16 protein-coding genes are annotated in these 19,613 nt (G+C 63.9%); 9 read left to right on the forward strand and 7 right to left on the reverse strand.

Going from position 1 to position 19,613, the window contains the following annotated elements; translation table 11 throughout:
• Positions 1-73: 73 nt before the first annotated feature.
• The gene (guaD, locus tag FUU19_RS24465; protein WP_202669449.1) at positions 74-1,390 is read left to right on the forward strand and encodes a guanine deaminase; all 1,317 of its coding nucleotides are present in this window, start codon (positions 74-76) and stop codon (positions 1,388-1,390) included.
• On the opposite strand, the gene FUU19_RS24470 is transcribed toward guaD, so the two are convergent.
• Complete coding sequence (locus FUU19_RS24470) at positions 1,372-2,538, reverse strand: MFS transporter (protein WP_230490544.1); 1,167 nt, start codon at positions 2,536-2,538, stop codon at positions 1,372-1,374. The two genes, guaD and FUU19_RS24470, sit on opposite strands and share 19 nt — an antisense overlap.
• Before the next feature lie 103 nt (positions 2,539-2,641).
• Here FUU19_RS24470 and FUU19_RS24475 point away from each other — a divergent pair, with 103 nt between their 5' ends.
• Together FUU19_RS24475 and dcp are read left to right on the forward strand one after the other, a co-directional pair.
• A complete protein-coding gene (locus FUU19_RS24475; protein ID WP_230490545.1) occupies positions 2,642-3,556 on the forward strand; it encodes a LysR family transcriptional regulator in 915 nt (304 codons plus the stop codon).
• A 106-nt stretch (positions 3,557-3,662) separates the two neighbouring features.
• Entirely contained in the window at positions 3,663-5,864 is a 2,202-nt protein-coding gene (gene dcp, locus FUU19_RS24480; protein ID WP_169318399.1) for a peptidyl-dipeptidase Dcp, read from the forward strand.
• A 72-nt stretch (positions 5,865-5,936) separates the two neighbouring features.
• On the opposite strand, the gene FUU19_RS24485 is transcribed toward dcp, so the two are convergent.
• The 5 genes from FUU19_RS24485 to FUU19_RS24505 form a co-directional block, all read right to left on the reverse strand.
• Positions 5,937-7,247 (reverse strand): MFS transporter, encoded by a 1,311-nt coding sequence (locus FUU19_RS24485; RefSeq protein ID WP_004938595.1) that lies wholly within the window; start codon positions 7,245-7,247, stop codon positions 5,937-5,939.
• A 142-nt stretch (positions 7,248-7,389) separates the two neighbouring features.
• Complete coding sequence (locus FUU19_RS24490; protein ID WP_055312376.1) at positions 7,390-8,019, reverse strand: N-carbamoylsarcosine amidohydrolase; 630 nt, start codon at positions 8,017-8,019, stop codon at positions 7,390-7,392.
• A 9-nt stretch (positions 8,020-8,028) separates the two neighbouring features.
• Positions 8,029-8,781: a maleate cis-trans isomerase family protein gene (locus tag FUU19_RS24495; protein ID WP_016927838.1), complete on the reverse strand. Its 753-nt coding sequence runs from the start codon at positions 8,779-8,781 to the stop codon at positions 8,029-8,031.
• Positions 8,782-8,796: 15 nt separating this feature from the next.
• Positions 8,797-9,591: an alpha/beta hydrolase gene (locus FUU19_RS24500; protein ID WP_102984739.1), complete on the reverse strand. Its 795-nt coding sequence runs from the start codon at positions 9,589-9,591 to the stop codon at positions 8,797-8,799.
• Positions 9,588-10,739: an FAD-dependent monooxygenase gene (locus tag FUU19_RS24505; RefSeq protein ID WP_033645813.1), complete on the reverse strand. Its 1,152-nt coding sequence runs from the start codon at positions 10,737-10,739 to the stop codon at positions 9,588-9,590. The genes FUU19_RS24500 and FUU19_RS24505 overlap by 4 nt, the downstream gene beginning before the upstream one ends.
• Before the next feature lie 327 nt (positions 10,740-11,066).
• Between FUU19_RS24505 and FUU19_RS24510 the strand changes: the two genes are divergently transcribed.
• The 5 genes from FUU19_RS24510 to uilS all read left to right on the forward strand — a co-directional run bounded on the left by FUU19_RS24510 (position 11,067) and on the right by uilS (position 17,818).
• Positions 11,067-12,125, forward strand: a complete 1,059-nt coding sequence (locus tag FUU19_RS24510; protein ID WP_015377796.1) for a 2,5-dihydroxypyridine 5,6-dioxygenase — start codon at positions 11,067-11,069, stop codon at positions 12,123-12,125.
• Positions 12,126-12,191: 66 nt separating this feature from the next.
• Complete coding sequence (locus tag FUU19_RS24515; RefSeq protein ID WP_089180871.1) at positions 12,192-12,665, forward strand: MarR family winged helix-turn-helix transcriptional regulator; 474 nt, start codon at positions 12,192-12,194, stop codon at positions 12,663-12,665.
• A gap of 85 nt (positions 12,666-12,750) precedes the next feature.
• Positions 12,751-13,293, forward strand: a complete 543-nt coding sequence (locus tag FUU19_RS24520) for a (2Fe-2S)-binding protein (RefSeq protein WP_047575905.1) — start codon at positions 12,751-12,753, stop codon at positions 13,291-13,293.
• A complete protein-coding gene (locus FUU19_RS24525; protein WP_230490546.1) occupies positions 13,286-16,858 on the forward strand; it encodes a molybdopterin cofactor-binding domain-containing protein in 3,573 nt (1,190 codons plus the stop codon). The genes FUU19_RS24520 and FUU19_RS24525 overlap by 8 nt, the downstream gene beginning before the upstream one ends.
• A 99-nt stretch (positions 16,859-16,957) precedes the next feature.
• Positions 16,958-17,818, forward strand: a complete 861-nt coding sequence (gene uilS / locus FUU19_RS24530; protein ID WP_197861895.1) for a UilS family quorum-quenching N-acyl-homoserine lactonase — start codon at positions 16,958-16,960, stop codon at positions 17,816-17,818.
• Here the strand turns inward: uilS and FUU19_RS24535 are convergent.
• Positions 17,802-18,707, reverse strand: a complete 906-nt coding sequence (locus FUU19_RS24535; RefSeq protein WP_230507418.1) for a LysR family transcriptional regulator — start codon at positions 18,705-18,707, stop codon at positions 17,802-17,804. The two genes, uilS and FUU19_RS24535, sit on opposite strands and share 17 nt — an antisense overlap.
• A gap of 107 nt (positions 18,708-18,814) precedes the next feature.
• Here FUU19_RS24535 and FUU19_RS24540 point away from each other — a divergent pair, with 107 nt between their 5' ends.
• Positions 18,815-19,561: a sulfite exporter TauE/SafE family protein gene (locus tag FUU19_RS24540; RefSeq protein ID WP_060433004.1), complete on the forward strand. Its 747-nt coding sequence runs from the start codon at positions 18,815-18,817 to the stop codon at positions 19,559-19,561.
• Positions 19,562-19,613: the final 52 nt, after the last annotated feature.

The following is a 19,613-nucleotide window of genomic DNA, read 5'->3' on the forward strand; positions in this document are numbered from 1 at the left end:
AAAAAGGGCCTTGTTTCATCATCGCAATTTATTATGCGGGTGGGCTTGGCCGGTCGTCACAAGGAAGAAAATAATGGCACTGCAATTCACCACGGCTATTCGTGGCAATTTTTTTGATATCGCCGCCTGTGTGGAGGCGCCGCAACAGCTTGAGGAACGCCTGCGGCACATTCCCGACGGTTTGCTGCTGCTCAACGAGGGCACCATCGTCTGGTTCGGCAGCTGGCAGCAGGGCGAGGCGCTGCTGCCACCGGGCTTCGCGGTCACGGAGTATCGCGACAAACCGATCGTACCGGGGTTTATCGACACCCATATCCACTACCCGCAAACCGAAATGATTGGTGCCTATGGCGACCAGTTGCTGGGCTGGTTAAACAATTACACCTTCCCGACCGAAAGCCGTTATGGCTGCGAGCAGCACGCCGACGAGATGTCGGCCTTCTTTCTGCGGGAGTTGCTGAGCAACGGTACCACCACCGCGCTGGTGTTCGGCAGCGTGCATCCGCAGTCGGTCGATGCGCTGTTCACCCAGGCGCAAACGCTGAATATGCGCCTGATCGCCGGTAAGGTGATGATGGATCGCCATGCGCCGGAGGCGCTGCTGGAAACGCCGGAGCAAAGTTATCGCCAGACGCGTGAGCTGATCGAACGCTGGCACGGCAAAGGCCGCCTCGGTTACGCCATTACGCCGCGCTTTGCGCCTACCAGTACGCCGGCGCTGCTGGCGCAGGTGCAGCGGCTGCGCGAAGAATTCCCCGACGTTTGGCTGCAGACGCACCTGAGCGAGAATCCGCAGGAAGTGGCCTGGGTAAAATCGCTGTTCCCGCAGAACCAAAGCTATCTGGACGTTTACCATCGCTACGGCATGACCGGCGGTAAAAGCGTGTTCGCCCACTGCCTGCACCTGGAGGAGCAGGAATGGGACTGCCTGTGCGAGACCCGCTCGGCAATCGCGTTTTGCCCCACCTCCAACCTGTTCCTCGGCAGCGGGCTGTTCGATCTGCAGCAGGCCTGGCGCAAGCGGGTGAAGCTCGGCATCGGCACCGACGTGGGGGCCGGCACCACTTTCAATATGCTGCGCACGCTGGGCGAGGCATACAAGGTCGGCCAGCTGCAGCATTACCGGCTCTCTGCCGTAGAAGCGTTCTATCACGCCACCCTGGGCGGCGCCCGCGCGCTGTCGCTGGACGACAAAATCGGCAACTTCAACGTCGGTAAAGAGGCGGATTTCGTGGTGCTCGATCCGGCGGTCACGCCGCTGCAGCAGTTGCGCTACGCCAACAGCGCCACGACGGCGGAACAAGGGTTCGTGCTGATGACCCTGGGGGACGATCGCAATATTTATCGCACCTATGTGGACGGCAAGGTGGTTTATGAGGCGTCGCGCTGACGCAGCCGCGCCTGCAGCCAAACGCTGAGCGGCGCGACGGCGACGGCGCTCAGCGCGCACAGCCATAACAGGCGTTGCAAACTGTACGGGGTGAGGCCGCCGCTCAGCAGCGCGGAGGAGAGCAAGAAGGCCACCGTGGCGCTCAGGTGTATCAGAGCGGTTTGCAGTACGCCGAAGGCGGCGCGTTGCCGATTGTCCGGCCAACGCATGCTCAGGGAAGAGATCGCCACCAGCCGCGCATAGGCCGCCGCGAGAAACGCGACCATGAACAGCTCACCGCGATCGCCACCGCGTGCCGCCAGCCACAGGCTACCCAGCAGCAACAGCGTGGCGCCCACCGTTAGCGTCACGGCGCCAAAGCGTTGCAACCAGCGGCCTGCCAGCACGGTCGCCAGATAGCCGGCCACGCCGCCGATGAGAAACAGCCAGGGTAAATGCGCGTCTGCCACCTGTAGCCGCTGGGTGAGCAGCGGCGCCAGCACCGGGATCAGCAGCATCGGGCTGAACTGCGTCAGGCCGGCGGCGGCGGCGAACAGCAACAATCGGCGATCGAGCGCGACGGGCGCGGCAGCCCGTGGCTGCGGCGCATCCCTGGGAACGAACAGCGCCACCAACACCGCCGCTAGCAGACACAGCCCGCCGATAGTCACCAGCGCGGCGCGCCAGCTTGCCACTTCGCACAGGTACAACATGCCCGGCATGCCGACAATGCTCACCAACGAAAAGGACGCGATCACCGTCGCCAGCATTCTGCCGTGCAGCGCGGCAGGCGCGGCGTTGAGCAGCAAGCCGATCCCGACGCCCATCGTGGTGCCGCCCAACAGCCCGGCCAGCAGCCGCAGCGCCAACAGCCAGTAAAACTGCTGGGTTGTGGCGATCAATAAGGTGGTCACGCCCAGCAGCGTGACATTGAGCAGCAGAAAGCGCTGCTTCCCAACGCCGCCGATCCAGAAAAATGCGCCGATGCCGGAAATCACCGCCGCCAGCGTATAGGCCGCGCTGACATAGCCGGCGAAGCTGACGGGCACGGAAAAATCGGCGGCCATGTAGAGGAATATCGGGTTGAATACCATGTATTCCAGGGCGTTGGTGAACTGAATAAAGGCGATGACCAGCGCTATCGCCGTCAGCTTTCTCGTGGGTGTCATAAGCATCTATCGGTTGCAGAGTCAGGCCGGCAGTGTAGCGCTTGGCGTTGATCGGGATTAGATGGTAGAAATGGCATGGTTTGTTATCAAATCAGGGATAATCATGCGCGATAAATTGGATTTAAACCTGTTACGCATCTTCGTGGCGGTGGTAGAGCAAGGCAGCTTCGTCGGGGCGGCGCGGGCGCTGGCGATGCCAACCTCCAACGTCAGCCGCTATATCTCTCAGCTGGAGCGCCAGCTCGAGCAGCGATTGCTCGAACGCAGCACTCGCTCGATGCGGCTGACGCCGAACGGCCAGCTGTTGCATGAACGCACCCAGCCGCTGCTGGCGTCGCTGGAACACACCGCGCAAACCCTCAGCGAACGGCAGCAACAGCTGCGCGGGCCGCTGCGCCTGTGCGTGCCCAATGAAGTGGGGCCATACCTGTTGGGCGAGCCGCTGGCGGCGTTCGCCCTGCAGCATCCGCAGATCGAAATCAGCTGCGTGACCAACCTGGCGGGTATGACGTCGCTGCTCGACGATGTCGATCTGGCGGTGATGATCAGCCGGGGCATGCTGGACGACAGCGACTATGTCGCGCAGCCGCTGGCGTCTTTCCCCTGCATCGTGGTGGCCGCTCCGGCGTTGCTGGCGCAGTGGTTGCCGTCGTCGGAGATTGAACAATTCACGCAATTGCCCTGCATCAGCACGGTGGATGCGCTGAAGGGGATGCCGTGGCAGTTCGTCCGCCCGGACGGAACCTTCGTTACCGTCCCGGTCAATGCGCGCTATCGCGTCAACAGCGGGGAGATGGCGCTGAAGGCGGCCTTGGCCGGCGTGGGGTTCACCATGCTTTCCGAGCTCGGCTGCCGGCCGTTTCTGGCCGATGGCCGTTTGGTTGAGGTGCCGCTGGCACTGCCGCCGGCGCCGCTGCAGCTGTATGCCGTTTACCCCGGTCGCCGCTATCTGCCGGCCAAAACGCGCGCGTTGCTGACGTTCCTGATACAGCAGGTTGGCGCGGCGGCTAACTTCTAATCACTTGTTTTTGCTCAAACTGCCAACTGCGCCTAAGCTAGGTGATGACTCAGAGGGAGCCATTCCCCGAGACCTTATTCCGTGAACATGGAGGAGTTTCGATTTGATGCGTTTATCCACATTGGTGCTGGCGATCGGCATGGCGCTGGGCTCGCAGGCACAGGCAGCAGAAACCCAACCTCACGCCGACCATAGCGCGCTGCCCAGCGGCCAGGCGAAGGAGGCTACCGTGACCGGTGAAGCCAATCAGCACGACAAGCAAAAGACCCAGAATCCGTTCTTCTATCAAAGCCGCCTGCCGTTCCAGGCGCCGCCGTTCAACCTGATCAAGGAAAGCGACTACGCGCCGGCGATCGAAGCGGGCATCAAGCAAAAGCGGGAAGAGGTGGAGAAGATCGCCAACAACCCGGCCAAGCCCAACTTCAAGAATACCTTCGTGGCGCTGGAGCAGGCCGGCTCGCTGCTGACGCGGGTGATGAGCGTGTTCGGCGCCATGACCTCGGCCAACACCAGCGATGCGCTGCAGAAGCTGGATGAAGAGACCTCGCCGAAGCTGGCGGCGCTGAACGACGACATCATGCTCAACGGCAAGCTGTTCGCACGTATCAAGGCCATCTATCAGGATCGCGACGCGCTGAAGCTGGATCCGGAATCGCGCCGGCTGGTGGAAGTGACCTACAAGAACTTCGAGCTGGCGGGCGCCAACCTGTCAGACGCCGACAAGGCCAAGCTGAAGGCGCTGAACCAGGAAGCGGCGACGCTGAGCACCCAGTTCACCAACAAACTGCTGGCGGCGAGTAAAAACGGCGCGCTGGCGATAACCGACCCGGCGAAGCTGGACGGCCTGTCGGAAGGCGAGCTGGCCGCGGCAGCGCAGGCGGCCGCCGAGCGCAAGCTGGAGAAACAGTGGCTGTTGGTGCTGCAGAACACCACGCAGCAGCCGCTGCTGCAGAGCCTGAAAGATCGCGACACCCGCCAAGCGCTGTTCGACGCCTCCTGGACGCGTGCGGAGAAGGGCGACGGCAACGATACCCGCCAGACCATTTCGCGTCTGGCCAAGGTGCGCGCCGAGCAGGCCAAACTGCTGGGCTACCCGAACTACGCCGCCTGGAAGCTGCAAAACCAGATGGCCAAGACGCCGGATGCCGCCTTGAGCTTTATGCGCAACATCGTGCCGGCGGCCACCGCGCGCGCCGAGCGTGAAGCCAAAGACATTCAGGCGGTGATCGATCAGCAGAAAGGCGACTTCAAGGTGCAGGCCTGGGACTGGCAGTTCTACGCCGAACAGGTGCGCAAGGCCAAGTACGATCTGGACGAGTCGCAGATCAAACCTTACTTCGAGCTGAACAACGTGCTGAACAACGGCGTGTTCTACGCCGCCAACCTGCTGTACGGCATCTCCTTCAAAGAGCGCAAGGACATCCCGGTCTACCAGCCGGACGTCAAGGTGTATGAAGTGTTCGACAAGGACGGCAAATCGCTGGCGCTGTTCTACACCGACTACTTCAAGCGCGACAACAAGGGTGGCGGCGCCTGGATGAGCAACTTCGTCGATCAGTCGAAGCTCAACGGCACCAAGCCGGTGATCTACAACGTCGCCAACTTCACCAAACCGGCGCCGGGCCAGCCGGCGCTGCTGTCGTATGACGACGTAATCACCATGTTCCACGAGTTCGGCCATGCGCTGCACGGCATGTTCGCCGATCAGGAATACCCGAGCCTGTCGGGCACCAACACCGCGCGCGACTTCGTCGAGTTCCCGTCGCAGTTCAACGAGCACTGGGTCAGCGATCCGAAAGTGTTCAGCCACTTCGCCAAGCACTACCAGACCGGCGAGGCGATGCCGCAGGAACTGGTCGACAAGATTAAGAAGGCCGACAAGTTCAACAAGGGCTACAGCATGACCGAGCTGCTGTCCGCCGCGCTGCTGGATATGCACTGGCACATGCTGACCGCCGACCAACCGCAGCAGGACGTGGACAAGTTCGAGGCCGAGTCGCTGCAAAAAGACAAGGTGGATCTCAGCTACGTGCCGCCGCGCTATCGTTCCAGCTATTTCCAGCACATCTGGGGTAACGGCTACGCCGCGGGCTACTACGCCTATCTGTGGACGGAAATGCTGGCGGACGACGCTTTCCAGTGGTTCACCGAACACGGTGGCCTGACCGCCGAAAACGGCCAGCGCTTCCGCGACATGATCCTATCGCGCGGCAACAGCCAGGATCTGGAGAAGCTGTATATCGACTGGCGCGGCAAAGAGCCGAGCATCGAACCGATGTTGATCAATCGCGGGTTGAAGGACGAGTAAGTTCGGCCACTCCCGGTAAGCAAACAAAAGGGCGCGTTATGCGCCCTTCGTCTTTTTGGCGTGGCCGACAATTCAGCGGTTCACCACCTTGGCCGGCAGGGCCACCACCAGCAGCGAGCTGAGCAGCAGGCAGCCGGCGAAGGCCCAGAGCGCGCCGCCGCTCTTGCCGGTCAGATCCAGCGCCAACCCCATCAGCGAATTGCTCACCAGCCCGGCGATGTTGGCCAGCGAACAGGCCAGCGCGAAGCCGGTCGCCGCCGCCGTGCCGCGCAGGAAGGTGGCCGGCAGGCTGAAGAACACCGGCACTGCGCCGATGATCGCCGCCTGGGCGATGGAGAACAGTAGCACCGTAGCCAGCGCATTGTGGGTGAAGAAGGTGCTGCCGGCCATCGCCAGCGCGCCGACGATAAACGGCACGATGATATGCCAGCGCCGTTCGCGCAGCCGGTCGGAACTGCTGCCGATCAGCAGCATACCGAGTAGGGCGGCGACGCTGGGGATCGCCGTCAGGTAGCCGATGGTGGTGATGTCGGTGACGCCGGCGGTTTTGATGAAGGTCGGCATCCAAAAGCCCATGGCGTAGGCGCTGAGCAGAATGGCGAAGTCGATGCCGCCGAGCATCCACACCTTCAGGTTGAAGAAGCCGTCGCGGAAGCTGTGCTTGCCGTGATCGGCCTCGGCGTCGTCGCGCGCCAGATCGTCGGCAATGCGCTGTTTTTCCTCGGGCGTCAGCCACTTGGCCTGCTGGTAGGTATTAGGCAACAGCCAGAAGGTCAGCACGCCCAACAGCACGCTGGGAATGCCCTCCAGCAAAAACAGCCACTGCCAGCCGTGCAGTCCGTGGCGCATGTCGAAATGGCCCATGATCCAGCCGGAGAGCGGCCCGCCGATCACGCTGGACAGCGGCAGGCCGATCATGAACAGCGCGATGATGCGGCCGCGGCGATAGGTCGGGAACCACAGCGTCAGGTAAAAGAGCACGCCGGGCAGGAAACCGGCCTCCGCCACGCCGAGCAGAAAGCGAATGACGTAGAATTGGGTCGGCGTGGTGACGAACATGGTGGCGGTGGACAGCAGCCCCCAGGTGATCATGATGCGGGCGATCCACATCTTGGCGCCGACGCGCTGCAGGATCAGGTTGCTCGGCACCTCGAACAGAATATAGCCGACGAAGAACAGCCCTGCGCCCAGGCCGAAGGCCGCTTCGCTCAGCTGCAGCGCGTCGGCCATCTGCAGCTTGGCCAGCCCGACGTTGATGCGATCGAGGTAGGCCGCCAGATAACACAGGCAAAGAAACGGGATCAGTTTCCAGGTGATTTTGCGGTACAGCAGCAGCGATTCTGCGTCCGCTTTCCCCGCCAGCGGGGTATCGACAATGGCCATGATGTTGTCTCCAGGTGGTGCGTGTTGGCCTCCGCAGGAGGCGCCTGTTGTGTTTGCGATGCATGGGCGCCGCCCTGTTTCGGGCGGTCGCGTGAGGCGCTGTCTGCGCCTTCGTTATTGTCGTTGCAGGTGAATCGTTGACTCATAACCGGTTCAGGTAGTCGAGCGCCTCCCGTTTGTGCACCACGTCGCCGTATTTGCTGTCGATGTCGAACAGGTTGGCTTCGTGCGGGCCGGGGTGACGATCGCCGACGCACTCGCGCACCACCATGGCGCGAAAGCCGTGCTGCACCGCGTCCACCGCGCTGGCGCGGATGCAGCCGCTGGTGGAGCAGCCGATCATCAGCAGCGTGTCGATCCCTTGCGCCACCAGCAGCGGCGCCAGCGCGGTGCCGAAGAAGGCGCTGGCGTATTGCTTGCTCAGCACCACCTCATCGGCCAGCGGCGCCACCGGCGGGCAGAACGCCGCCAGCGGGTTGCCCGCCACCATGTCCTTCATCACCGGCGCTTTTTTGACCCACAGGCCGCCATCGGCAAAATGGCCTGCATGATAGCGGATATGGGTGTGGATCACAGGAATTCCCGTGCGGCGCGCACAGGCCAGAAGCTCGCGGCTTTCCTCGACCGCGCTCACCACGCCCGGCGCGAACAGCGGCGCGCCTTCGGTGGTGTAGGCCTGCATAAAGTCGATCGCCAGCAGCGCCGGGCGCCGGCCGAAGCCGAGGCGCTGGCCCCAGACGCCGCGATAATTGTCGCTTAGGGTGTCGTTCATCATGCCTCCTCAATAGGCGCCGGACAGCAGGGCGCCGGCGCCGGGGACGATCGGCTCCAGCTCCAGCGCGGTCAGCATCGCGTAAGTGGTGGCGATGGCGGCGGTGATCACCGGTTTGCCGGTTTGGGCCTCCACCGTCGGAACGGCCGGCAGCGAAGGCATCTGCACGCAGGCGGACAGCACGATAGCATCGACCTCGCGTAAATCCATCTCGGCGACGATCCCCGGCAGCCTGGCCGGATCGTGCCGGCCGACGTCGAGGTTGTCCGGGATCTCCAGCGCGCGCCATACCTTGACCTCAATGCCTTCGTGCTGGATGTAGTCCACCACCAGCTGGGTCAGCGGTTTCATATAGGGCGCCACCAGCGCGATGCGTTTGGCGCCGATCACCTTCAGGCCGTTGACCAGCGCGCCGGCGCTGCTGATAACCGGCGCGGCGGCCTGATTGTCTTTCGTCACCTGCGCCAGCCGGGCCTGCGATTCGCGGTGGTAGCCCAGCCCCATTGCCATGATGGCCACCAGGCAGGCGTAGCCGAGCACGTCGACCCGCGCGTCGGACAGCTCCAGCGCGCAGCGATCGGACTCGGCGTCCATCGCCGCCAGCTCTTCTTTATTGACGTGTTTCATGCGCATGCGGCTGGAGTGAAAGGTGAAACGCTCCGGGCGTATCAGCTGGCGCGCGCCCAGCATCGCCGGGATCTCGGTTTCCATCGTGGTGTTGGAGCTGGGCACGATCTGGCCGATGCGGTAGTGGTTGCTCATGTCGGTGTTCCTCAGTTAATCCAGAAAATCGCCCAGGGCGCGGAAGAAGCCGTCGAAATCGTCCCACGGGATCATGTGTCCGGCGTTCTCGACCTCGACGATGGCGATCTCCGGCTGCAGCGCGCGGATATCCGCCCGGTCTTCGGGCTGAATGACGCCGCCTTTGCCCGCGGCCATCAGCAGCGTCGGCATGGCCAGCAGCGGGTAGTCACGATGGCTGTCCACCTGATGAAAATCGTCGTAGGCGCGTTGGATCGCCGGCTCGTAGCAGGTATGCAGCCACTCGGCGCGCAGCCGGCGCTGCTCCTCGCTCCAGGTCGGGCAGAAGGCGCGCATCTGCTCGGCGCTCATGCCCGGCAGCGACTGCCGGATAGAGTCGGCGTACCACGGCCATTGGCCGGGATAGGCGCGGCGGCCGGGGCCGGAAACCGGCGGGTCGACCAGCACCAGTCGCCGCACGCCGGCGGGCTGCAAAACGGCGGCGCGCAGGGCGAAGCGGGCGCCCATCGAATGGCCGAGCAGGGCGTAATTGGTCAGGTTCAGCGCGGCGGCGAAGGCATTGACGTCCTGCGCGCAGGTCTCTGCGTCATAAGCCAGTTCCGGGCCGCTGGACGACAGACCGCGGCCGCGTACGTCGAGTACGTAGACGTCGTATTTTTCTCCCAGCCGCTCGGCGACGAAGCCCCAGGTGATCGCCGGGCTGGTGATACCGGGGATCAGGATCAGCGCCGGGCCGTGGCCGCCGTAGCGCAGGTAGTGTTGGCGAATGCCGTTGGCGTGAACGTGGGCGCCGTAGAGGAAGGTGCTCATGCGGCGTTCTCCGATTTCAGCGCTTGCGCGTACAGGTCGTAGCCGTAGACCCAGGCCGGATCTTCCTGAGTGCGCAGGAAGGTGTTGGCGTTGGACACCGCCTGCACCCTGGAGGCGCGCTCCTTGCGGTTGGCTTCATACAGCTGGAAGGCGGTGCGGTAGTCGCCGAGGCCGGTTTCCTGCAGGCAGCGGGTCAGCATGGCGGCGTCTTCGATCGCCATCGCCGCGCCCTGAGCCATGTGCGGTTTCATCGGATGGCAGGCATCGCCGAGCAGCACCAGACGGCCTTCGCTCCACAGCGGCAGCGGTTTGCGGTTCAGCAATGGCCATTTGGTGACCTGCTCGCTGGATTCGATCAGCGCCTGCACGATCGGGTGGTAGCCGGCGAAGGTCTCGAACATTTCTTCGCGGCTGCTGTCGATGAAGCTGCCCTGGAAATCCCAGGCCGGGTGCGGCACGCCGCTGACGTAGTAATACTCGTCGCGCCGTTGGGTGGTGTAGTAGACCATCAGATGGCGATCCGCCGACCACCACTTCACGCAGTCTTCGAACGTCAGGTTGTATTTCGCCAGCTTCTCGCCGCGGATCAGCGCGCGATGGGCCACCCAGCCGCTGTAGGTCGGCGCTTCAGCCCCCAGCAGGTGCTCGCGGATGCGTGAATTGATGCCGTCGGCGCCGATCACGATGTCGGCGTGGGCCGAGGTGCCGTCGACGAAGTTCAGCACCACCTCGTCACCGCGATCTTCAATCTTGCTCAGGCATTTGCCGAAGTGCAGGGTGCCGGGCTGCAGCGCGGAGAGCTGCAACGCCTGCAAATCGCCGCGGTGCACCGTCACATAGGCGGCGCCGTACTCCCGGCGGGCGAAGGCGCCCAGTTCGATGCGCGACAGGTAGTCGCCGCTTTCGGCATCGCGGCTGAACCAGAAATCGGGGTGAGACGCCATCTGCTCCAGCCGCTGCTCAATACCGAGCCGGCGGAAAATCTTCAGTACGTTCGGCCCCATGTGAATGCCGGCGCCGAGGCGTGAGAACGCCGGGCTCTGTTCATACAGATCGACGGTAAAGCCGGCTTTTTGCAGCAGCCCGGCGGCGGCGGCGCCCCCCAGCCCGGCGCCGACGACGGCGATGCGTGGTTGTTTGCTCATCATGTTTCCCCTGTCTGTTGGCTTTTTTCAGCGTAGGCCCAACGCGTGGCTGGACGATCGATTTATAGTGTATGCGCTAGATAACGCAAAGTTGCAAAAGTGTTAAATCAGATCTTGCTCACGCTAATTGACGGCGTATTACTGTTAAACTCATGTTAATCACAGGATTGATGAGGGATGAAATAGGACTTTCTTATGGTGGGTATTCGCAGCTTGCTTTCCTTTGCTTTTTTGACTTAGATAAAAATGAGCGCGTTCACTTTAAATTGTTTGAAAAATCACCGCCGCCTTGCGGGCGTCGGTCACCCTTGACGAGACAGGAGACAGGCCATGGCGGTCAATGAAACCCAGTTGGTACAGCTGTTCGAGCAGGTGCTTACGCTGTCGAAGGTCGATGCTTCGCAGAGCGTGGCGATTTTGAAAAGCCATTATTCCGATGCGCGCACGGTGCGCGCCGCGACCGACGCGGCGCTGCGGCTGGGCGCCAGGGTGTATGCCGTCGAGCTGCCGGCGTTCAACCATCCGCGGGCGATGGGCAACGACATGACCGCCTATTGCGGCGATACCGCGCTGACCGGCAACCTGGCGGCGCAGCGTGCGCTGGAGGCCGCCGACCTGATCGTCGATACCATGATGCTGCTGCATTCGCCGGAGCAGGAGCAGATCCTGAAAACCGGCACCCGCATCCTGCTGGCGGTGGAGCCGCCGGAGGTGCTGGCGCGCATGCTGCCCAACGCGGAGGACAAGGCGCGGGTGCTGGCCGCCGCCGCCGTGCTGGAGCAGGCGAAGCTGATGCAGGTGACCTCCGCCGCCGGCAGCGATTTCCGCGCGCCGCTCGGGCAATACCCGACGGTGACCGAGTACGGCTATGCCGATGAACCGGGGCGCTGGGATCACTGGCCGAGCGGCTTCCTGTTCACCTGGCCGAATGAGGAGCAGGCGGAAGGGGTGCTGGTGCTGGAGGTCGGCGATATCTTGCTGCCGTTTAAAAGCTATGCGCGCGAACGCATCACGCTGGAGATCGAACAAGGGTTCGTCACCCGCATTCACGGCGGCTTCGAGGCGGAATACCTGCGCGAATACATGAAATACTTCGACGATCCGGAGGTGTACGGCATTTCGCACATCGGCTGGGGCCTGCAGCCGCGCGCCCAGTGGACGGCGATGGGCCTGCACGACAAGAACGACGGCATGTGCATGGACGCGCGCGCGTTCTACGGCAACTTCCTGTTCTCCACCGGGCCGAACACCGAAGTGGGCGGCACGCGCAAAACGCCTTGCCATATGGACATCGCGCTGCGCCGCTGCGACATCCGCCTCGACGGGCAAACGGTGGTGGCGGACGGTGAAGTGGTGGCACCGGAGGCGTCGCGCGTGCGCCGGGCGTAATCGTTGCTGCCAACGGCGGGGGTTTGTACTATTCTCGTGGATTCCATAGATGGTGAGAGTAACGCAATGACGCCCCCCGAATACCCGTCAGCCGTGAGCGGCCAACCCGAAAATTATCATTTTACCGAGCAAGTCGGGCACCTGCTGCGCAAGGTTTATCAGCGCCACGTGGCGATTTTCCAGCAAAACGTCGGCGATTCGCAGCTGACGGCGGTGCAGTTCATCACCCTGTGCGCGGTGCGCGATATGGGGCCGAGCTCGCTGACCGAGCTGGTGCAGGTGACGGCGGTGGATCAGGCCACCATACGCGGCATCGTCGAACGGCTGAAGGCGCGCGATCTGATCACGGTGACGCCGGATCCGATCGATCGGCGCAAGGTGGTAGTCGGCCTCACCGACGCCGGCGCCGTGCTGCTGACGGAAACGGTGCCGCAGGCGGCGAAAATCACAGAGCTGACGTTCGGAACGCTCAACCCGGCCGAACGGATAGCGCTGATATTCCTGCTGAATAAAATGCTGGAAGATCCGCCCACCGGCTGATTCGCCCGCGCAACGTCGGTTGCCTGGTGGTCGGTGGCGAGAGGCCAGCCCATAAGACCATCACATGCAGGCGGAGACGCGAACAATGGCGATATCTGAAGTGCAATCGCCCAGGGAAGGCGCGAAAACCACGCTGACGGAGCATCCGCTGATGCTGTCGGTGAACGGCGAACAGCTTCATGCGCAGGTGATGGCGGATACGCCGCTCTTGCTGGTGCTGCGCAACGATCTGGCGCTCAACGGCCCGAAATACGGCTGCGGCCTGGGCGAATGCGGCGCGTGTACCGTATTGATCGACGGCGTGGCGGCGCGCTCCTGCGTGATCCCGGCGCTCGGCGTGTCCGGCCGGGCGATCGTCACCCTGGAAGGCCTTGGCGATCGCCAGCGCCTGCACCCGGTGCAGCGTGCCTTTATCGAAGAGCAGGCGGCGCAATGCGGCTACTGCCTCAATGGCATGATCATGACCACCAAAGCCCTGTTGGATCGCAATCCCGCACCGAGCGAGGCGGAGATCCGTCAAGCGCTGTCCGGCAACCTGTGCCGATGTGGCACCCATCTCGAAATCCTGCGTGCGGTTCAGCGCGCCATCATTCTCTGCCGCGATGAGGACGCCCACGCCCATGACTGATTCCCGTGCCCCATCGCCGAGCCAGGCCGAATTGCTGCAGCGCGACGGCGTGCTGCTGATCGTCGACAGCGTGCAACCGCCTTCGGGGCCGGTGCCCAAAGGGCAAACGCCGGTGCTGAAGCCCAAAGAGCAGGGGCTGTTTATCGCCCTGTGCGGCAGCGGCGAAATCTATGCCTTTAACGGTCATGTCGATCTTGGCACCGGCGTGCGCACCGCGCTCGGGCAGATCGTCGCCGAAGAGCTGTACCTGCGCATGGATCAGGTGCAAATGGTGTTGGGCGATACCGAGCGCGCGCCGAATCAGGGCGCCACCATCGCCAGCGCCACGCTGCAGATCTCCGCCGTGCCGCTGCGCAACGCCGCCGCTGAAGCGCGCCGTTGGCTGTTGCGCCAGGCGGCGCAGCGCTTCGATGCGTCGGTGGAACAGCTGACGCTGGAGGAGGGTGTGATCCGCAGCCCGCAGGGGCAGGCGCTCAGCTACGCCGAGCTGGTGGCCGGCGGTCATGTCGAGCTGTCGATTTCCGGCGACGCGCCGCTGAAACCGCAGGCGGAGTATCGCCTGGTGGGCACCAGCGCTGCGCGCGTCGATATTCCGGCCAAGGCGACCGGCGAAACCACCTACGTACACGATATGCGCCTGCCGAACATGCTGCACGGCCGGGTGGTGCGGCCGCCCTATGCCGGGTACGACAGCGGCGAATTTGTCGGCACCAGCCTGCTGGCGGTGGATGAAACCTCGATCGCGCATATTCCCGGTATCGTCAAACTGGTGGTGATCGGCGATTTCATCGGTATCGTCGCCGAACGCGAAGAGCAGGCGATCAAGGCGGCGCAGGCGCTGCAGGTCAGCTGGAAAGACTGGCGCCGCAATTTGCCGCAGATGACCGACGTGGCGCAGGCGCTGCGCGACAATCCGCACTCGACCCGGGTGGTGCACGATACCGGCGATGTGGACGCGGCACTGGCGGCGGCCGACAGGCGTTTCACCCGCAGCTACCTGTGGCCGTATCAGCTGCATGCCTCGATTGGCCCTTCCTGCGCGCTGGCGGACTACCGGCCGGAGCGCCTGCAGGTCTGGTCAGGCAGCCAGAACCCGCACCTGCTGCGCGCCGATCTGGCCTGGCTGCTGGAATACCCGGAAGCGCAGATCGAGATCGTTCGCATGGAGGCGGCCGGTTGCTATGGCCGCAATTGCGCCGATGACGTCTGCGCCGACGCGGCGCTGCTGTCGCGCGCGGTGGGCAGGCCGGTGCGGGTGCAGCTGACCCGCGAACAAGAACATGTGTGGGAACCGAAGGGCACGGCGCAGCTGATGGAGGTGGACGGCGGGCTGGACGCCGCCGGGCACCCGGTCGCCTACGACTTTCGCACCTATTATCCTTCCAACGGCGCGCCGACGCTGGCGCTGTTGCTGACCGGCCGGGTTGAGCCGCTGCCGGTGGCCTATGAAATGGGCGACCGCACTTCGGTGCCGCCTTATGCGTATCCGGCGCTGCGCGTCAGCATCGAGGACATGGCGCCGATCGTGCGCGCCTCCTGGATGCGCGGCGTTTCCGCCTTGCCGAACACCTTCGCCCACGAATCTTATATCGATGAGCTGGCCCACGCCGCCGGCGTCGATCCGCTGGAATATCGGCTGCGCTATATCCATGACGAACGCGCCAGTGAACTGATGCGCAGCACCGCAGAACGCGCCGGCTGGACGCCGCACACCGAACCGATGCAGACCCCGGCGGAAGACGGCGTGCTGCGCGGGCGCGGCTTTGCCTATGCCCGTTACATCCACAGCAAGTTTCCCGGCTTTGGCGCGGCCTGGGCCGCCTGGGTGGCCGACGTGGCGATCGACAAAGCCAGCGGCGAAGTGGCGGTGACGCGCATCGTGGTCGGCCACGACGCGGGCATGATGGTCAACCCGGACGGCGTGCGCCACCAAATTCACGGCAACGTATTGCAATCGACCAGCCGGGTGTTGAAAGAGCGCGTGACCTTTGAGGAGTCAACGGTCTCCGCCAAAGAATGGGGGGCTTACCCGATCCTGACCTTCCCGGAGGTGCCGGAGGTGGACGTGGTGATGATGCCGCGCCCTTACGATCCGCCGCTGGGCGCCGGGGAGTCGGCGTCGGTGCCCAGCGCGGCGGCCATCGCCAATGCGGTATTCGACGCTACCGGCATTCGTTTTCGCGAGCTGCCGATCACCTCGGATAAGCTGCGAGAGGCGCTGAACGGGCCGGATGCCGAGCGGCAGGCCGCCACGCCCACGAAAAAGAAGCGCGGAAAATGGTGGTTCGGCGGCGCTGCGGGGCTGTTCGGCGCGGTGCTGGGCATCGCCGGCAGCGCCTTGCCGTGGCGGGCGGAGATCGAGCCGGTGGCGACGCCCGGCGCCGGCACCTGGTCGGCCACCACGCTGGAGCGCGGCCGCCAGTTGGCCGCCGCCGGAGACTGCGCGGTTTGCCATACCGCGTCGGAAGGGGCGACCAACGCCGGCGGGCTGGCGATGGCGACGCCGTTCGGCACGCTCTACAGCACCAACATTACCCCGGACGTGGCAACCGGCATCGGCAACTGGTCGTTTACCGCGTTCGATCGGGCGATGCGCCAGGGCATCGCCCGGGACGGCCGCCATCTGTATCCGGCATTTCCTTACACCGCCTTCAGTAAAATGACCGACGGCGACATGCAGGCGCTGTACGCTTATCTGATGTCGCAACCGGCGGTGCGCCAGAGCAATCCGGCCAATCAGATGCGCTTCCCGTTTAACCTGCGGCCGCTGATGGCGGGCTGGAACGCGCTGTTCCTGCGCCAGGGGGAATATCAACCCGATCCGCAACAAAGCGCGCAGTGGAACCGCGGCGCCTATCTGGTCAACGGGCTCGGCCACTGCGCCGCCTGCCATTCACCGCGCAATGTGCTGGGGGCGGAAAAGGGCGGCGCGGCTTTCCTGGCGGGGGGGATGGTGGACGGGTGGGAAGCGCCGGCGCTGAATCAATTGGCCAATGCGGATAAGCCCTGGACCGAGGAACAGCTGTTTCAGTACTTCCGCAGCGGGCATTCCGCCGAGCACGGCGTGGCGGCCGGGCCGATGGGGCCGGTGGTCAGCGAACTGGCGACGTTGCCGCAGAGCGATCTGCGGGCGATGGCCAACTATGTGATGTCGCTGAGCACCAAGGCGACGCTGAATGTGGAACCGCAGGCGCAGTTGGCGGCCCGCGCCTTGCCGGTGGCGGGGCAGTTGGCTGGCGAGCGGTTGTTCCAGGGCGCTTGCCAGGCCTGCCACAGCGCCGCTGCCGGTGGGCCGCAGCTGTTCGGCATCAGCCCGGATCTGGCCAATAACACCAATATCTTCAGCGATCGCCCTGATAACCTGATCAAAGTGATCCTGCAAGGGATCCCCAAACCGGCCACCGCCGAATTGGGCTTTATGCCGGGCTTTAAGGACAGCTTTTCCGATCGGCAGGTGACGGCGCTGGTGAATTATCTGCGCCAACGCTATGCCGGCGACAAACCGGCCTGGCGCGACGTGGAGGCGCAGGTGGCGCGGCTGCGCGCGGAGCCGGGGAATCATTAACATTGTAAATTGTTACATTGGGTTATTGACTGGCGGCGCTCATTCGGGGATTAATGTTAGCCTGATTTTTACCTTACCTATAAAAAACAGGAAGTTAACATGACATTAACCACGCATAAAATGGAAAGCGGCCTGGCCGTAACAGTTCGTTTACCTGATAACCCGGCCAAGGTTCCGGCGATTATTCTGTGTCACGGCTTCTGCGGCATTCAGGAGCTGTTGCTGCCGGCCTTTGCCGAGGCCTTCGTCAACGCCGGTTTTGCGGCGGTGACGTTTGACTATCGCGGCTTCGGCGCCAGCGAGGGCGAACGCGGGCGGCTGGTACCGGCGCTGCAGATTGAGGATATCCTGGCGGTGAGCCGGTGGGTGCAAACGCAGCCGCAGATCGACAGCGAGCGCATCGGCCTGTGGGGCACGTCGTTTGGCGGCTGCCACGTGTTCGGCGCTGCCGCGGCCGAGCCGGCCATCAAGTGCGTCGTTAGCCAGCTGGCCTTCGCCGACGGGGAAACCATCGTGACGGGGAAAATGGCTGCCGACGAAAAACAGGCGTTCATCGCCACGCTGGACAAAATGGCGGAGAAGAAACAGGCCACCGGCAAAGAGATGTTTGTTGCCGTCACCCGGGTGTTGAGCGATGACGAGTCGAAGGCGTTCTTCGAGGAGAACAAGGCGCGTTACCCGGCGATGGACATCAAGATCCCGTTCCTGACCGTGCGCGAAACGCTGCGCTATCAGCCGCGTGACAATGCGGCGCGAGTCACATGCCCGGTACTGGTGGTGGTGGCGGGCGGCGATACCGTGAATCCGCCGGAGCAGGGCATCGCGCTGTATGAGGCGGTAGGTAGCGCGAAGAAGGCGCTGCATGTCGAGCAGAATGCGAAGCACTATGACATGTACGCCGGCCCGCATTTTGCCGGCATCATCGGCCGTCAGATTGCCTGGTTCAACGACCACCTGTAATACCGCCTTCCCCCTGGCGCAGGAACGCCACCAGCCGCTGCGCCGGCAGCGGCAGCTGCGCCCATTCGCGCACCACCAGCGACAGGCGCCGGGTCGCCCAATCGTCCGTCAGCGACAGGGCGCCGTGTCGGATCTGTGGATGGCGTTGGGCGCTCTCTTCCGGCACCACCGCCAGCCCGGCGCCGCGCAGCACCATGCGGCAGATGGCGTCGAAATTAGCCGCGCGCGCCCGCAGCCGCATCGGGCCGCCGCTGCGTATCGCCAGCTGTTCCAGATGCTGTTGCAGGGCACTCTCTTCCGGCAGGCCGATGAAATCAAAAGGCAGGGCGTCCGCAAAGCTGAGCGTGCGGCGGCCGCTGAGCGCATGCCCCGGCGGCAGCGCCAGCACCAGACGATCCTGGCGAAAAGGGTAGCTTGCCAGCCCACGCAGATCGGCGTGGTCCGCCACGATGCCGATATCCGCCGCCCGTTCGGCGATGGCCTGCGCGATGGCCGGGCTGGGCAGCTCCTCCAGCGCGATGTCGGTGTGCGGGTGCAGCACCAGAAAATCCGCCAGCAGCTCCGGCAGAAAAGCGTCGGCGGCGACGGTATTGGCGACGATGCGCAGCTGGCTGCGCTGGCCCGGCGCGAACTCGGCCATATCACCCCGCAGCCGGTCGCGCTGTTGCAGCAGCACGCGCGCGTGTTGCAACAGGCGCTCACCGGCCGGCGTCGCCTGGACGCCGCGCGAATTGCGCGTCAACAGCGCCACGCCGGCCTGTTGTTCCAGCCCGCGCATGCGGGCGCTGGCGGCGGCCAGCGACAGCCCGACGCGCTCGCCGCCGGCGGTGATGCTGCCGGTCTCGAGCACCGCCACCAACAGTCGCAGATCGATAAAGTCAAAATGCATGCGTTCTTCCTCTGTCTTTGCCGCAGGCAGGCTCTGCCATTGCCGCATTGTGCCGCGGCGCGGCGCCGGCCACAATCGGGCCGTTGATTCGCCATAAGGATAGACGCATGTCGCTGACGTTACTCGAGATTATCGCCCTGACGGGCATTTTTACGCTGGCCGGCACGGTCAAAGGGGCGATCGGTCTGGGGTTGCCGACGGTCTCGATGGGGCTGCTCAGCCTGATGATGCCGCCGGGGCAGGCCGCCGCGCTGCTGCTGTTACCCTCGTTGATCACCAATCTGTGGCAGTTGCTGTGCGGGCCGAGGTTGGGGGCGCTGTGCCGTCGACTCTGGCCGATGATGCTGTGCGTCACGCTGGGCACGTTGCTGAGCGCCGGCGCGCTCACCGCCACCGACGGCCGCCTGGCGCCGCTGGCGCTGGGCGTTTGCCTGATCGGCTATGCGCTGTTGGGATTCACCCGTTTCGATTGGCGCGTTTCCGCCACGGCAGAGCCTTGGTTGGGGCCGCTGTGCGGCCTGGTGACCGGCGTGCTGACCGGCGCCACCGGCGTATTCGTCATACCGGCGGTGCCCTATCTGAACGCATTGGGCCTGGCGCGTGACGATCTGGTACAGGCGCTGGGGCTGTCGTTCACCGTCTCGACGCTGGCGCTGGCCGCCGGATTAGCCTGGCATCAGGCACTGCCCGGCTCGCTGCTCGGCGGCTCGCTGCTGGCGCTGTTGCCGGCGCTGGGCGGCATGTGGTTGGGTGGGATCGTGCGTCGTCACAGCAGCCCGCTGATTTTTCGTCGCCTTTTCTTTATCGGGTTATTCATCTTGGGAATTGAGATTGTTTGGCGTTCAATTAATTAAATCGATAGCGTTTATGTGTAATTAAGTCAGGTATATTATTCTGGGTTTTATT

It is taken from the genome of Serratia montpellierensis, from assembly GCF_020858655.1.
Taxonomy (GTDB): domain Bacteria; phylum Pseudomonadota; class Gammaproteobacteria; order Enterobacterales; family Enterobacteriaceae; genus Serratia; species Serratia montpellierensis.